This is a genomic window from Nostoc sp. TCL26-01 (assembly GCF_013393945.1).
Lineage (GTDB): Bacteria > Cyanobacteriota > Cyanobacteriia > Cyanobacteriales > Nostocaceae > Trichormus.
In genome coordinates this window covers 2,426,607-2,440,643 of the sequence record NZ_CP040297.1, presented here as the reverse complement: position 1 = coordinate 2,440,643, position 14,037 = coordinate 2,426,607, and the positions used below count along the sequence as shown (strand labels likewise).

Genomic DNA, 14,037 nt, shown 5'->3' with positions numbered 1-14,037 from the left:
AGACTACAAATTTGAAATTTTAGATTTTGTAAAGGACTAAATATCCTTGTCCAACTGTGATAACACAAGAAATGCAGCAGCTTCCACATGAGATGTTTGGGGAAAAAAATCTGCGGGCTGGATGCGTTGGATAGTATACAAGCCATCTTCACAAAGCAATTTCAGGTCACGAGCCAGGGTAGCTACTTTACAACTGACGTAAACGATGCGGGCAGGTTTCGACGCTAATAAAGATTCGATGACAATGCGATCGCACCCTTTACGTGGAGGATCAAGTAGTACCACATCCGGTATTATTCCCATATTTGGCAACAATTTCTCAACTGCTCCCACTTGAAATTCCACATTTTTAATACCATTGTGTTCTGCATTACAAATTGCCTGCTGCACGGCTTCTGGTTGCAGTTCTAAGCCGATGGCTTGGCGTACCTGTTTTGCTAAGGGTAAGGTTAAAGTGCCAATTCCACAGTAAGCATCTACTAGTATTTCATGCCCTTGGAGATTAAGTTCTGTTTCAATTACTTGTAATAGCGCTTCGGCTGTTTCTGTGGAAACTTGGAAAAATGTATCGGGACGAATTTGATATTCCAGTCCAGCAAAAACTTCTTGTAAATAGGGCATCCCGGCAATACAACGGGTTTCTCTGCCAAAAATCGCATTTGTCCGTTCAGGATTGCGATTTAATGACACTCCCACCAACTGAGGATAGCGCTTAAGCCATGCGGCAGCTTGCTGTGCGATTCCGGGTAAATCCCAGTCCTTGACTACCAAAGTTAACAAAATTTCCCCAGTGCGTCGTCCAATGCGTAAACCCAGATGGCGAATTTGTCCTTGGTGGCGTTGTTCATTATATATAGACCAACCACGCTGTTGAATATCTTGCTTAATTTCTGCTAGTAGAGGATTTAAGCGCTCATCTTGGACTGGACACTGATTTAAATTAACTAAATGATGGCTACCTTTTTGGTAATAACCTGCTTGGACTTGACCTGTAGCCGAAATATCTACAGGATAGGTAGCTTTGTTGCGATATCCTAAAGACGAGTCAGCCACTAACACGGGATCAACTCGTGGAGAGACAAAACCACCGATACGTTGCAAAGCTTGGATAACTTGATCATGTTTAGCTACGAGCTGATATTCATAATCTATGTGTTGCCACTGACAACCACCACACTTGTCAGCCACAATACACCCAGGACGAATTCGGTGCGGAGATGGTGTTAATAACTGGTGCAGCTTACCGTGAGCATATTTAGGCTTGACGTGTAATAAGCGTACCAAAATGCGATCGCCTGGAACAGTATCAGGGACAAACACCACCCTTGACTCAAATCGTCCCACACCATCACCAGTATCGCTCAAGTCAGCGATCGTCACTTCGATTAATTCACCCTGAAGCCAAATTGATTTAGTCATTAGTCAATAGTCAATGGTCAATGGTCAATGGTCAATGGTCAATGGTCAATGGTCAATGGTCAATGGTCATTAGTCAGTGGTCAATGGTCATTATTTCACTACTTTTTCACTCATCACTCCCTCACTTCCTCACTCAGCACTCATCACTCAGCACTCAGCACTCATCACTCAGCACTCATCACTCAGCACTCATCACTCAGCACTCATCACTCCCCAATCCCCAGTACCCCTGATATGCTTAACTTGATATGAGTTGAATTTCAATTAAACATGGATATTCAGTTTCGGGAGTTTGATCAATTTAATGTGTGGATATGGCTGAGATTTAGCACCGTTCCTTCAGAAAGGGAAAAAAAGTATATAGAAGAGGTGTTCAACTCTTGGTTTTATCTGGGTAAGCTGGGTGCATTTAATGCTGAAAATCTCCAGGTGCAGGAGACTGGATTGGATTTGAGCTATATGAGTTATGACACTCAAGGTTATGACAGAAGCCTATTAGCTTTGATGCACAACATGGGTGAGTTTGAGTATGAAGGACAATGGGGACGTTGTTGGTTCGATTTGGGGACTAGTGATGCGATCGCTATAGATATTTTACTGAATGCTCTGACCCAACTGAGTGAAGAATACGTCACTATTGAACTATTGTACATTGGCGGCGAGAATGAAGATTGGCCTGTCGAAGATGATGACAGTCGCTCTTACTCTATTTACGATAATTAATATTACAAATGAATAAAAATGGTGAAATTCGGGTCATAGTCTTAGGGTTGATTCGAGATGGTAAACGTATTTTTGTTTCTGAAGGCTATGATCCTCTAAAGCAATCAACTTTTTATCGAGCTTTGGGTGGTGGCGTTGACTTTGGTGAAACCAGCCTGCAAGCTTTAAAAAGAGAATTTCAAGAAGAAATTCAAGCAGAATTAACAAATATTCGCTACTTGGGTTGTATTGAAAACCTGTTTACATATAATGGTCGGCAAGGACATGAAATCATTCAACTGTATCAGTGTGATTTTGCCGATGCTAAGTTTTATAAATTAGAAAGTTTAGTTTTTTATGAGTCGGAAAATCATAAGCACAGGGCAATGTGGATAGATATTGCTCGGTTTAAATCTGGTGAACTCAGACTAGTACCTGAAGAGTTTTTTAATTACTTGTAACTTTCTTAAACCTAAAAATAATTTTCCTGACAAATGCTATTCTCTAATACCTAATGTTTTTGTAGGATATCCACAGCTATGACATCTTGTGGGTTTACTACAATAATCTCTCCATGCAAAACAAATGATAAATTTAGCTTTGCACCCACTGCATTTAAATACACCAGCACTGATTCAAAAGTGTGATCGTGATTAACACTTTCCAGTTGAGAAACCCAACTTTGTTCCACTCCTAAGCGTTCAGCGAGCTGTTCTTGAGTAACCCCAGCTTTTTTGCGAACCTCCTGTAATGCTTGAGTTAAAGCTAATCTTAATAATTCTTGCTGTTCAATACGACGAGTTTCAGGAGTATCAGGAACTATGGTTTTGAGAAAAGCTAAAGCATCATTTCCCAAATGCGGGTTATTTTTCATTTTCTTGTCTATCTCCTTTGCTTTCTAAAACTAAATCTCTTCGTTTAACTGCAATTCTAATTTCTAGTTTTGGCGTTTTGCGTCCTTTCTTTTTAAATGCGTGTAGCTGAATTACTTAATCATATCTATGCTTTTTCGATTTAATCACTTCAATCACATCATCATGACGTTGACCTTCAATAATATCTTTTAAATGAATTTTACCTTCAATATATTGTAGGTGAATCCGCCAGCCAGATAATTTATCGATGTCAGCACGGTAGATTGCTTGCTTAATACCTTTGACTTTCCGCAATCTAGTTTTGGGAAAAGTTCTGGTGCGATGACATTCATGATCTTCTAGTTCGGCTAAAGCTTCGAGGAAATCAATTTTTAAATTATCTGGGAGAATCTCCATTGCTTCATGGATAACACCATGCTCATCTAGAAGAGGTTTAATGCGTGACATCAGCTAGAATGAACCTCAATTTCTTGATGTTTCATGCTAAAGTCTTGATAGAGAGATTCTGCTACTGAAGTGTAAGCTTTTGAAGCATCTTCAGTATTGACAACTCTAAATAAGGTGATGATTGTCGCATCAAAAATCGGGTCATCATCAATAGTAATAATTAACCTGATATCTTTATCAATAATTAAAGCATAAAGTGAAGATTCATAATCGGCACTAAGTTTGATATCTTGTAATTTAAAAGCCTGGTTTTCTAAGAGATTTTTGTTTTTTGATAGTAGTTCAACATACCTATTAAGTTTTTTAACTATCTTAAATTTTTCTGTATTATTGAATCTCTCCAAATCATGTTCAAAATCTTTGGTTGACTCGATAAGTATTTCCATTTAATAGGTTCCGCATCGAAATATCAAACTAACTTTCAATCTAACCTATAGCTATCGATAATTGAAGTACGTTATGTATAGTTTTTTAAAAATGTAGGAGCTATGAAACCAAAGTTCTTGGCAAGAAATCAGATTGCTGACTTTTCCTCAAAAATGAGAATATGTAAATAGGTAAAAGCTTGCCATGAGTTAGGTTTGCTGGGAAGCGATCGCTTTCAGAAATGCGCTGAGGATAAATTGTATTTAACATCGGTTATCTTTGATACAACAAATTCTTGTCGCCTGAAATGTATGTCCGCTAAACTAGCATTACCTATATTCATACTTCTATTTGCTGCTGGTAGTACAAGTTTCGCTCAAACTTCACCCAAACCAGCACCCCAAGTCATTGTTCAACCAGGAGAAGTCAGAGCGTTACCTGGAAAATTAGATAATACACCAGTCTTCAACAGCAATAGCCCAGAATGGATCAAAACTGAGGGTATTTTACTTTCTACTTTCCCCGCCAATGGGAAAAAAACCCCAACAGCCCATCTCAATTTTCCTTTTCAGGGACGCTTCGATTTATTTGCCCACCATTACACCCACACCCCCAAAGATTTACAAACCTTATATCTCGGTGTAATTATCAATAACCCTGGCAACAAACCTGTCACAGTAGATGTCTTACAGGGAGCAAGTTATTTACTCCAAGAAGCACCATTTGTTACCTTACCCCCCTACATAGAAAATAACGATGGTAAAGCCTACTCAGGGCCAGGGGCAAGGGCTGTAGCTGATGTTCTTCGGGGTGTGCGAGAGGCTGAATTCCCAGCAAAACTGGTGATTCCTCCTGGACAAAGCCGGATGTTGCTCAATCATCCCATACCTGTAAGAAATTTAGAAAAGCCGATAAATGGACGTTCTAGTTTTTTGCGACTGAAGAGTAGCGATAAAGTTTATGCTGCTAGTCTGGCCATGTTTGCTAAGAAAAATCCTGATGGTTCTGATCGTGCGCCAACTATAGCTGAATGGCAAGCTCTATTAAATAATGGTAACTTTGCTGGGCCAAGAGATAAAACTCCTACTCCCCCTAATGCTACTAGTGGAGCCTTAATTTATGGACGGGTAGCTGGTGTTTCTCAAGGTTCTCAATGGCAAGCGACCTTAACAGATAACCCCAAAGCCACAACGCTGACAATTCCCCCAACCGGCAAAGGTATTTCTTATCCCCTGGTAACTTTGCGCGGTGGCAGATTGGGAACTGGACAAAACCAAACAGCTAAAATGCTGGTACGCTATCCTGATACGGCATACGAAGCCCACGGTAATTATGGGGTGGAATATAATCTCAGTTTACCTTTAAAAAATCAGACTAACCAAACTCAAAAAGTCACAGTAACTCTAGAAACACCCCTGAAGGAAGATCAGCTATCTCAAGGTGGTATACGTTTTCGTAAACCGTCCCTAGATTTTCCCTTCTTCCGAGGTACAGTAAAGTTAACTTATTTCGATGACCAAGGACAACAAAAAACTCGCTACGTCCATCTTTGGCACAGAACAGGTCAAGTTTTGGAACCACTAGTCCAGTTTGTCATGCCACCTGCTAGTCGGCGTAATTTGCAAGTAGATGTGATTTACCCACCAGATTCTACACCACCCCATGTTTTGACAGTCAGGACGTTATGATAATGGTGAATAATTTCATACGGCTGTGTATTTCGCAGTTTTTTGTCTGATTAGACGAAGCACGCTGGTTTGGTTGATGAGAAAATTGACATTTAATCTAGACTCTCAATTTATCAAGTTTTGCCTGGTATGAGAAATTAATTAACGCTATTTAATTACGATTGTAAATGTAGAACAGTTTTCTTCTCACACCAAACTTTTAAAACCTGCCATTGCCTTGAATAATATGTTTCACCGTCGTCAGGGTTTCTAAACTAATAAAGCCACGACGATGACCTTTTTGATTGGACATACCCAAAAATACTGTATCTCCTCGTGAAGGGTTGCGAGAGAAGCGGGGAGATGTGTTGATGTAGGTGGAGGCGCTATTTACTCCTAGTGCAAACTGACGACTTTCTTGATAGGATTCAGTAGCGATAGAGTCGGCATGACCACTACTGTGGCGATTAATCCAAGCGATCGCAGTTTCTAAGCCATCCACTAGTTTAAATGCCACTGTCTTAGTTAGATAGGGGTTTACCCATTCCTCATCTTTTACCAGCCGCAATTGAGGAAAGGCTTCTACTAGTTCCTCGTCACCTTTAATCTCAAAACCCTTTTCCTTGAGGCTATTCCACAGCACTGCTAAGGATGATGGCATGGCTTGACGGTGAATTAGCACTTTTTCAATGGCGTTGACGGGATCTGGTTCGCTTTCATGACTATCGAGAATCATCCAACGTACCATTTCTAAGCTGCCGTTTAACGACCAGTATAAGTAACAGTTGCCCATTGCTGATTTTAATACAGGGCAAGTTGCTTGACGCATTACCTGCTGTACTAGACTAGAGCGTCCATAGGGAATCACCAGATTGACATATTGGTCTTGGGTGATTAAATCCCGTAATGAACCACCATGTTCTGTTGTTACTAGTTCTACACAACCAGGTGGCAATCCCACCTCTATAATCCCACTTTGTAATGCTTGAGCGATCGCTGCATTTGAGTGGCTAGCTTCTGTACTGCCTTTGAGAATAATACTATTGCCGGTTTTAATGCACAACCCGGCAGCGATCGCCCCTAAATCGGGAAACGCTTCATAAATAAAGCCAATCACCCCCAAAGGCATTAACTGGGAGTAGCTTTGAGAGTCTTCTGGTTGGTAGTCGGCGTTTCTTACTCGCCGCAAGGGGTCGGAGATTTCCCCTAATCTCTGGAGAATTTCGACTGTGGTTTCTAGTCTTGTGGGAGTTAGCTTGAGCCAATCTAAGATTAATTCTGGCACTGCCATTTCTCGACTGGCTTCTAAATCTAACGTGTTGGCTTCTAAAATATCATCAAATGATTGTTCTAGTGCCTGTGCCATTGCCAACACAGCACGGCTACGGTCTATTCCTTTAGTAGTGCCTAACTTCAGGGAGGCTTGAAAAGCACTAGATGCGCTTTTCATGGGTTCGGGATAATCATCCAAAGCTGCAACGGTCATGGAATTATCGTCGGTAGGTAAGCCAGAGCATAAATGCTGGCATAATCACCAGTAGCACCGCCACCATTGCCCAAGCAATTATACTAGAACCATTGGCTAATCGCAGTGCTAATGGTAGCCATATAATCACTAGCACGAAAATAATGCCGAGCGCTATGGGTAAATAGCTTTCTCCCAACTTTGGATGAACTACGTGCCAACTACCCCCAGTCCAGCGCCAAGCCCGCTTGTAGGGATAAGTAGTAGACAATTGTTCCAGAACATGACCATTATCTTCGACGACAAAGATTTGTTGACAGCGATCGCAACCAAATGCTTCTGTCAGGGTAATCGGTACTAACCGTCCTCGACGACGGCAAGGACAGGGGTATTCAGTGGTAAGGTCGATTTTTTCGGGTTTTTTAGATTGCACAAGCGTTCTAATGACTTGAGCGTGTTTTTTACAAGTTTTGAGAGTGTTCTCAGTCAATGACTTTGGCTTCTCTCTAATTAATCTATATAAGTACCAAGACGGATCAACAGGGATTAGTGATTAAGCATGAAGTATGAAACATTATGAGTTACTCATCACCATTCCCTACTTTTAAGTTTGACTAGTTTGGTGAAAAATTTCTGTATTTTCATTTGTCTTGACAAAATTAATGTCCAGCAACTTTTTGAGCATTGATTAGGTTATTGTGTGAGCTATATTTCTAAGCTTACGTGCCTATTCCTCTGAAGACAACCCATTGAGTAAAACTCTGCTTCATTCACCAGCTATTGATCATGAAAATACATCCTGATCTGGAAATGGATTTCCATGTGTACTTGCTGACGAACTTCCAGCAGTCGGAGATTGAGCCAAAAAAGGACTAACCAAAATCTTAGCTAATAGCTTTAGCTGTCAACCTAAAAAACAGATTATTCTTTTGATTAAAACCAACAAGCGGGTAACGCGATTCGAACGCGCGACATTCACCTTGGCAAGGTGACGCTCTACCACTGAGCTATACCCGCAAACTGCACTAATATAAATATGACAAATTAATTTTTATTTGTCAACTGTTTAAACTTGGAAATTGTGATTGCTGAGTTCTCTGTCTGAGAATGGGGAATAGGGAATAGGGAATAGGGAATAGGGAATAGGGAATAGGGAATAGGGAATAGGGAATAGGGAATAGGGAATAGGGAATAGGGAATAGGGAATAGGGAATAGGGAATAGGTAACAGGTAACAGGGAATAAGGGAATAGGGGAATAGGGAATAGGGCAGGTGTTGGACTCTTGTTGAAATTCTGTCCAACACAATTGCCCCAAGGGAACGGGGATTCTGACCCTCTGGTGGGTCAACTAACTTCTTGAGACTCTGCGGTTAAATTGCCCACATTGGTATTAGGGAAAGCGGCTGGTAGAGATTGGGTGTTGTGGGGGTAAGAATCGGTCATGTTGGAACGCAATTGTCGCATTAAGCTAGCCATTTCTAGGGCATTCATGGCATAATCCCAGCCATGATTAGCTTTAATGCCTGCTCTTTCGAGTGCTTGCTGCATAGTATCTACTGTCAAAATGCCAAAAATTACTGGAACTCCAGTTTGAAAACTGGCTGCGGCGATTCCCTTGGCTACTTCTGAGGATACGTAATCAAAGTGGGGTGTTTGTCCGCGAATGACTGCCCCAAGACAAATTACTGCGTCATAACGATGGCTAAGAGCTAATTGTCGGGCGACAAGAGGTACTTCAAAACTTCCTGGAACCCACACATAATCGACCTGCTGACCGTGGGGATCAGGGTCTACACCGTGGCGTTTTAAACAATCTTGGCATCCTGCCAGCAGTTTCGTGGTTACGAGGTCATTAAATCGACCGATGACCACTGCTAAACGCAAGGCTTCTGCTTGAGTAAAAGTTCCCTCGAAAACTGCCATGACTATCTCTGAAATCTACTATACTTCTTGCCAATATACATTTCTTATTTGAATGTAGAAGCGCAGGAAAACACAATTATTAAAAATCCCCACCAGTGAAGGATGGGGAGTTAGCCAGAAACGTTACACACAACGTCTCTAGTCGGAGATTTTTAACAAGGTAAATTTATTTAGGATTTTTTACCTGTGTTGCGGGGTTTCCTGCTGGATTAATTTTTTTGTTATGGTCTATTTGTAGACGATGCAATCAGCTACGCTGGGCAAAAAGCGATCGCCTAGACGACAAAGAAGTTTAATACTCCCACCAAAAGTACCAAAGCAATCCAAGCACCAGAACCAACCCAGAGTAGCTTTTTAGATTCTACCCAGCTTTGGGGAGTCGCATAAGCAACAGGTACGCCCACAACTAGTACAAAAGACAACAAAACCAGAGCTACCAAAGCGAATTGGAATATTATGGTCATTTTTCCTTCTCCCAAGACAGCGACAAACTAAAAGAAATACTAAAAATAGAATATCGTAAACAGCGACACTGACAGTTATTCCTTAATTGTAAGCTAGCAGAAATTGCCACAATTGAGTCAATAGTCCACAGTCCCAAGTCCAAAGTCTGGACGACCAATATTGACCATTGACTCTTGACCATTGACTCTTGACTCTTGCATATGGATTTAATTCTTTGCCACACTACAGCCGATTTTGATGCCTTGGGCGCAGCAGTAGGGCTAACTTGTCTATTGCCTGGAAGTAAGATTGTGTTGACTGGCGGTGCGCATCCACCGGTGCGGGATTTTTTGGCACTGCATCGAGATGAGTATCCTCTGATAGAAAGACGTTCGGTAAATCCAGAAAAAATTCGTTCAATTGCTGTAGTAGATGCACAACAGCGCGATCGCTTGGGTAAAGCTGCTGAGTGGTTAGATTTACCCCAAGTCACTAATATTACGATTTATGACCATCACCTGGGACAAACATCAGATATCCCGGCGATTGAGTCGCATATTGCTGCTGTAGGGGCAACCACCACTTTAATCGTTGAGCAACTGCAACAACAACAAGTCCCCCTGAGTGTTGCTCAAGCTACGGTCATGGCTTTGGGTATTCATGTAGATACAGGTTCTCTTACTTATGAACAATCTACACCAAGGGATGCTTTAGCTTTGGCTTGGTTGATGCAGCAAGGTGCTAGTCTCTCCGTCATTGCCAATTACCGCGATCCTGGTTTATCTCCCCAATTACAACGATTGCTAACAGAAGGGCTGGAAAAATTAGAATATCTTTGTTTGCGTGGTTATACTATTGCCTGGGTAACTTTAACAACTGAAGGATTTGTTCCAGGGTTATCGAGTTTAGCATCTCAACTAATAGAGTTAACAGAGATTGATGCCTTACTGTTGGTCAATGAATATCCGTTGAGTAAAGATGACTCTCGTTGTACAGTGATTGGGCGATCGCAAATTCCTGGTATCCATCTTGACCTATTATTTCAGATGTTTAGTGGAGGGGGTCATTCCCAAGCTGCATCACTCAACCTACGCGGTGTCAATTCCCAAGATATTCTTCAACAACTCCTAGACGGAATCAAAACCACTATTCCCCATCCCCCAACAGCCAGAGATTTAATGTCCTCCCCAGTCCGCACCATCCGTCCTGACACTACAATTGCTGAAGCACAGAGAATTTTATTACGCTACGGACACTCTGGTTTATCTGTAGTTGATCCTCAAGGGCAACTGGTAGGCATTATTTCCCGCCGAGATTTGGATATTGCCTTACACCACGGATTTAGTCATGCACCAGTCAAAGGTTATATGACAACCGACTTAAAAACCATTACCCCAGACACAACACTGCCACAAATCGAGTCGTTGATGGTAACTTATGATATCGGACGCTTGCCAGTATTGGCAAATGAGCAATTAGTTGGTATTGTTACTCGTACCGATGTTCTGCGGGAATTACATCAAAATAGTCATGTTAGCGGGGCGTTTAGCCCATTTCGAGTGATGGGTTCAGAGTCGAAACCTGCTCGCAGAACTTCAAACTCCGCACTCAGCACTGAATTAAAATCTCGCTTGCATCCCCAACTTTGGCAATTACTCACCGTCGCTGCCCAAGCAGCCGAAAAACGAGGTTGGCATCTCTACTTAGTCGGTGGTGCGGTACGAGACTTGCTGTTAGCTGAATCGGCAAACGGCACTCTGATGATTACAGACATTGACTTAGTAGTCGATGGTTTTCACCAGTCCGCAGATGTGGGTGCAGGTGTAGAATTAGCCAAGGAACTCCAAGAAATTTACCCAGTTGCCCGGTTAGAGATTCATGGGGCTTTTCAAACAGCTGCGTTATTGTGGCACAAAGACCCAGATTTAGATTCTCTATGGGTGGATATTGCCACCGCCCGGACAGAATTCTATCCTTACCCAGCAGCTAATCCAGAAGTAGAAGCAAGTTCCATTCGCCAAGACTTATATCGTCGAGACTTTACCATCAATGCCCTGGCTTTGCGCCTCACCTCTCCTCGTGCTGGTGAATTACTCGATTTCTTTGGTGGTTTGCTAGATTTAAAAGCCAAGCAAATCAAGGTTTTACACGCCAACAGCTTTATCGAAGATCCCACCCGCATTTATCGTGGTGTCCGCTTTGCTGTGCGTTTTGGCTTCACCCTGGAACCACGAACTGAAGAATATATCCGCTATGCCATCAACAGTGGTGTTTACGATCGCACTGCCCAAACTAACACTAAAACCCCAGCCTTACAAACTCGACTCAAAGCAGAATTAAAACACATCCTAGACGCTGCTTATTGGCAATCAGCTTTGCAGTTACTTGATAATTTAGGGGCATTGCAGTGCATCCATCCCACCCTAACGCTAGACAATGAACTAACTCGGCAACTCCGCCTACTAGAACGCTGTTTACGGCGGTTTGACACCCAACAAACCCTGATTCCCTGGCAAATGCGTCTGGAATTATTAATTGCTCACCTTGCACCAGAATATCGAGGGAAAGTTGCCAAAAATCTCCAACTAGCAGAAGATAGCATGGAGCGCTTACAAAAGCTAGCTAAGATTCAGCAGACAATCGCCCAATCATTACCTAAGTGTCAACGCCCCAGTCAAATAGTCCAGCAGCTACGCAAGTATGACTTAGAGTTATTAATTTTAATTGCTTTACAAAGTCAGCGCCAGATTAGACAACAAATCTGGCATTATTTAACAGTCTTATCTCATATCCAACCACTTTTAAATGGTAATGATTTAAAGAAATTAGGATATAAACCCAGCCCACAATATCGGCAAATGTTAGACCATTTGCTAGCGGCAACTCTAGATGGAGAAATCCAAAATCAGATAGAAGCAGAGGAATTTTTAGCTAAGTATTATCCTCAGTAAGTGAAATTTTAATTAGGTGGCTATTATGCAAACCCAAACACCCAAAAAATACTACACCCCCGAAGAATATTTACAACTTGAGGAAACATCGGAATGCAAAAATGAATATATAGATGGAGAAATTATCTCAATGGCTGGTGGTACTACTAATCACAACGAAATCGCAGGTAATTTTTACGCTAATTTTAAATTTATGATGCGGGGTAAAAATTACAAAATCTACATGGGTGATGTCAAATTGTGGATACAGCGTTATCGTATCTACACTTATCCTGATGTCATGGTTATTCAGGGAGAACCACTATACGAGGGAACTGGTAATACTACAGTTACTAACCCCATAATGATTGTCGAAGTGTTATCTAAATCCACAGAAAATCATGATAGAACAAATAAATTTAGATTTTATCGTTCTATTCCGACACTCAAAGAATATATTATCATTAATCAATATGAATATATTATTGAACAGTTTAATAAAAATACCGCAGGTCAATGGGTATTAACTGAATATGAATCAATTGACGCTCTATTATCACTACAATCAATGGATTTTCAACTTGCCTTCAGCGATATTTATGAAGGAATTAGTTTGGAAATGTCCGAATAATCATCAGGCGATCGCTCTAAACTTAAATCGTATCTGGATCAATATTTAACTCCCGCAGTTTTGCTGCTAACCTTTCTGCTTTTCTTGTTTCTGCTTCTGCCCTTTCAGTTTCTGTTTCTGCGGTTTCTTCAGGTGTAGGAACTAATTTTTTTTCTGGTGTAAAATACCGCAATAACCCCTCATGAATTCCTAAATATAACCCTAACTGCTGACTCCACAAATGTCCTTGTTCGTTGGCTTCTAGAGGTTGATATTCTCCATCTAATAAATGAAACCCTGCAAACTCTTGTGTAAAAGGGTCAAACCAAAAATAATCTGGTGTACGAAAAGTATCTTGATAAATTTCTTTTTTTAATCCTCTATCTGTCTTCGCTGTTGAGTCAGAGAGAATTTCTAAAATGACATTGGGATATTTCCCATCTTCTTCCCACACTACCCAACTTTTGCGGGTTTTGCGTTCTGTTCTTAGCACCACAAAAAAGTCTGGGCCGCGAAAGAATTCTGATTTGAGTTGGCGTGGACTATAGTAAATCGTTAAGTTTCCTGCCGCATAAAAATCTTGTCTATCTTTCCACAACCATTCTAGGCATTGTAAAAGAAGGATTATTTGTCGTAGATGCAGTTCTGTTTCCAAGGGAGGTTCATCACTATATAAATCGCCAGGGGGAAATATCACATCTTGACAGATATCTGCTTGAGATTCTAATTCTTGGGCAATAGTCATAGAATCAATTCGGCATCAACTAGTTATGGATTTATCTTAGCATTTTCATCAATCAGATATTTTAGTGTTATTTTGCAGTTGCAGAATTTTTTCACACATTGGTGGAGAATTAAGCCTTTGTTATTTTCTCATTCATAGAAAAGGCGATCGCCTTCAGCCCAGCGTAGCTGATTGCTATTCTGGAATCTCTTTGTGGTACAATGTATTCAATATCAAACCTCTATCGAGATAGCAACAATGAAGTAGTAATCAGCCTCTGTTGCACCTGAGCAACAAATGTCAAAACAGCATCAATACAAAGAATTTGACAGGTTACTTCATCATAGTCATGAGCTAACAGTATTTTTATTAATCATATCTATATCCAGCCGCTTGGTTAGTTGTTGCGGCTGAGTTTTTCGTTTGTTTCATCTACCCATGATCTTTAGCAGATATGGGTGGAA

At 41.1% G+C, this 14,037-nt stretch carries 16 protein-coding genes and 1 tRNA gene; 6 read left to right on the top strand and 11 right to left on the bottom strand.

From position 1 onward, the window contains the following. Nucleotides 1-36 precede the first annotated feature (36 nt). Complete coding sequence (gene rlmD / locus FD725_RS10535; protein ID WP_179048086.1) at nt 37-1,419, bottom strand: 23S rRNA (uracil(1939)-C(5))-methyltransferase RlmD; 1,383 nt, start codon at nt 1,417-1,419, stop codon at nt 37-39. Nucleotides 1,420-1,446: 27 nt separating this feature from the next. Between rlmD and FD725_RS10530 the strand changes: the two genes are divergently transcribed. Genes FD725_RS10530 through FD725_RS10520 form a run of 3 tightly spaced genes read left to right on the top strand, consistent with a single transcriptional unit; the run spans nt 1,447 to nt 2,582 of the window. Continuing rightward, nucleotides 1,447-1,671 (top strand): hypothetical protein, encoded by a 225-nt coding sequence (locus tag FD725_RS10530; RefSeq protein WP_179048085.1) that lies wholly within the window; start codon nt 1,447-1,449, stop codon nt 1,669-1,671. A gap of 18 nt (nt 1,672-1,689) precedes the next feature. After that, nucleotides 1,690-2,142 (top strand): DUF3531 family protein, encoded by a 453-nt coding sequence (locus tag FD725_RS10525; RefSeq protein WP_179048084.1) that lies wholly within the window; start codon nt 1,690-1,692, stop codon nt 2,140-2,142. Between the two features lie 8 nt (nt 2,143-2,150). Further along, nucleotides 2,151-2,582 (top strand): NUDIX hydrolase, encoded by a 432-nt coding sequence (locus FD725_RS10520; protein WP_179048083.1) that lies wholly within the window; start codon nt 2,151-2,153, stop codon nt 2,580-2,582. Nucleotides 2,583-2,632: 50 nt separating this feature from the next. Here the strand turns inward: FD725_RS10520 and FD725_RS10515 are convergent, their stop codons facing one another. The 4 genes from FD725_RS10515 to FD725_RS10505 are packed head-to-tail and all read right to left on the bottom strand — an operon-like array spanning nt 2,633 to nt 3,829. After that, complete coding sequence (locus FD725_RS10515) at nt 2,633-2,995, bottom strand: helix-turn-helix domain-containing protein (protein WP_179048082.1); 363 nt, start codon at nt 2,993-2,995, stop codon at nt 2,633-2,635. Then, entirely contained in the window at nt 2,985-3,107 is a 123-nt protein-coding gene (locus tag FD725_RS33120) for a hypothetical protein (protein WP_372726731.1), read from the bottom strand. Before FD725_RS33120 ends, FD725_RS10515 begins: the two co-directional genes overlap by 11 nt. A 3-nt stretch (nt 3,108-3,110) precedes the next feature. Beyond that, a complete protein-coding gene (locus tag FD725_RS10510) occupies nt 3,111-3,443 on the bottom strand; it encodes a hypothetical protein (RefSeq protein WP_179048081.1) in 333 nt (110 codons plus the stop codon). Beyond that, nucleotides 3,443-3,829 carry a hypothetical protein gene (locus tag FD725_RS10505; protein WP_179048080.1) on the bottom strand — a complete coding sequence of 129 codons (387 nt, stop codon included), beginning with the start codon at nt 3,827-3,829 and terminating at the stop codon, nt 3,443-3,445. Before FD725_RS10505 ends, FD725_RS10510 begins: the two co-directional genes overlap by 1 nt. Before the next feature lie 291 nt (nt 3,830-4,120). On the opposite strand from FD725_RS10505, the gene FD725_RS10500 reads away from it, so the two are divergent. Next, on the top strand, nt 4,121-5,497 hold the full coding sequence (locus FD725_RS10500; RefSeq protein WP_179048079.1) for a DUF3370 domain-containing protein: 1,377 nt from the start codon (nt 4,121-4,123) through the stop codon (nt 5,495-5,497). Nucleotides 5,498-5,696: 199 nt separating this feature from the next. Here FD725_RS10500 and FD725_RS10495 read toward each other — a convergent pair whose 3' ends face one another. The 5 genes from FD725_RS10495 to psbZ form a co-directional block, all read right to left on the bottom strand. Further along, entirely contained in the window at nt 5,697-6,962 is a 1,266-nt protein-coding gene (locus FD725_RS10495; RefSeq protein ID WP_179048078.1) for a glutamate-5-semialdehyde dehydrogenase, read from the bottom strand. Nucleotides 6,963-6,966: 4 nt separating this feature from the next. Then, nucleotides 6,967-7,374 (bottom strand): hypothetical protein, encoded by a 408-nt coding sequence (locus FD725_RS10490; RefSeq protein ID WP_179048077.1) that lies wholly within the window; start codon nt 7,372-7,374, stop codon nt 6,967-6,969. A gap of 512 nt (nt 7,375-7,886) precedes the next feature. Next, nucleotides 7,887-7,958, bottom strand: a tRNA-Gly gene (locus FD725_RS10485). Nucleotides 7,959-8,286: 328 nt separating this feature from the next. After that, complete coding sequence (gene ribH, locus FD725_RS10480; protein ID WP_179048076.1) at nt 8,287-8,865, bottom strand: 6,7-dimethyl-8-ribityllumazine synthase; 579 nt, start codon at nt 8,863-8,865, stop codon at nt 8,287-8,289. Nucleotides 8,866-9,140: 275 nt separating this feature from the next. Next, nucleotides 9,141-9,329, bottom strand: a complete 189-nt coding sequence (gene psbZ / locus FD725_RS10475) for a photosystem II reaction center protein PsbZ (RefSeq protein WP_179048075.1) — start codon at nt 9,327-9,329, stop codon at nt 9,141-9,143. Between the two features lie 201 nt (nt 9,330-9,530). Between psbZ and FD725_RS10470 the strand changes: the two genes are divergently transcribed. Together FD725_RS10470 and FD725_RS10465 are read left to right on the top strand one after the other, a co-directional pair. After that, nucleotides 9,531-12,260 carry a CBS domain-containing protein gene (locus tag FD725_RS10470; protein ID WP_179048074.1) on the top strand — a complete coding sequence of 910 codons (2,730 nt, stop codon included), beginning with the start codon at nt 9,531-9,533 and terminating at the stop codon, nt 12,258-12,260. A 25-nt stretch (nt 12,261-12,285) separates the two neighbouring features. Beyond that, nucleotides 12,286-12,870, top strand: coding sequence for a Uma2 family endonuclease (locus tag FD725_RS10465; protein ID WP_179048073.1), 585 nt, complete (start codon nt 12,286-12,288; stop codon nt 12,868-12,870). A 22-nt stretch (nt 12,871-12,892) separates the two neighbouring features. Here FD725_RS10465 and FD725_RS10460 read toward each other — a convergent pair whose 3' ends face one another. After that, entirely contained in the window at nt 12,893-13,594 is a 702-nt protein-coding gene (locus FD725_RS10460; protein WP_179048072.1) for a Uma2 family endonuclease, read from the bottom strand. Nucleotides 13,595-14,037: the final 443 nt, after the last annotated feature.

Bases quoted from the DNA above. Each gene is read 5' to 3' on its own strand.
- FD725_RS10470 (WP_179048074.1), top strand. From the start codon at position 9,531: ATGGATTTAATTCTTTGCCACACTACAGCCGATTTTGATGCCTTGGGC.
- psbZ (WP_179048075.1), bottom strand. From the start codon at position 9,329: ATGACCATAATATTCCAATTCGCTTTGGTAGCTCTGGTTTTGTTGTCT.
- FD725_RS10525 (WP_179048084.1), top strand. From the start codon at position 1,690: ATGGATATTCAGTTTCGGGAGTTTGATCAATTTAATGTGTGGATATGG.
- FD725_RS10515 (WP_179048082.1), bottom strand. From the start codon at position 2,995: ATGAAAAATAACCCGCATTTGGGAAATGATGCTTTAGCTTTTCTCAAA.
- FD725_RS10460 (WP_179048072.1), bottom strand. From the start codon at position 13,594: ATGACTATTGCCCAAGAATTAGAATCTCAAGCAGATATCTGTCAAGAT.
- FD725_RS10495 (WP_179048078.1), bottom strand. From the start codon at position 6,962: ATGACCGTTGCAGCTTTGGATGATTATCCCGAACCCATGAAAAGCGCA.
- FD725_RS10530 (WP_179048085.1), top strand. From the start codon at position 1,447: ATGGTCAATGGTCAATGGTCAATGGTCAATGGTCAATGGTCATTAGTC.
- FD725_RS10510 (WP_179048081.1), bottom strand. From the start codon at position 3,443: ATGTCACGCATTAAACCTCTTCTAGATGAGCATGGTGTTATCCATGAA.
- FD725_RS10500 (WP_179048079.1), top strand. From the start codon at position 4,121: ATGTCCGCTAAACTAGCATTACCTATATTCATACTTCTATTTGCTGCT.
- FD725_RS10520 (WP_179048083.1), top strand. From the start codon at position 2,151: ATGAATAAAAATGGTGAAATTCGGGTCATAGTCTTAGGGTTGATTCGA.
- FD725_RS10465 (WP_179048073.1), top strand. From the start codon at position 12,286: ATGCAAACCCAAACACCCAAAAAATACTACACCCCCGAAGAATATTTA.
- FD725_RS10505 (WP_179048080.1), bottom strand. From the start codon at position 3,829: ATGGAAATACTTATCGAGTCAACCAAAGATTTTGAACATGATTTGGAG.
- ribH (WP_179048076.1), bottom strand. From the start codon at position 8,865: ATGGCAGTTTTCGAGGGAACTTTTACTCAAGCAGAAGCCTTGCGTTTA.
- rlmD (WP_179048086.1), bottom strand. From the start codon at position 1,419: ATGACTAAATCAATTTGGCTTCAGGGTGAATTAATCGAAGTGACGATC.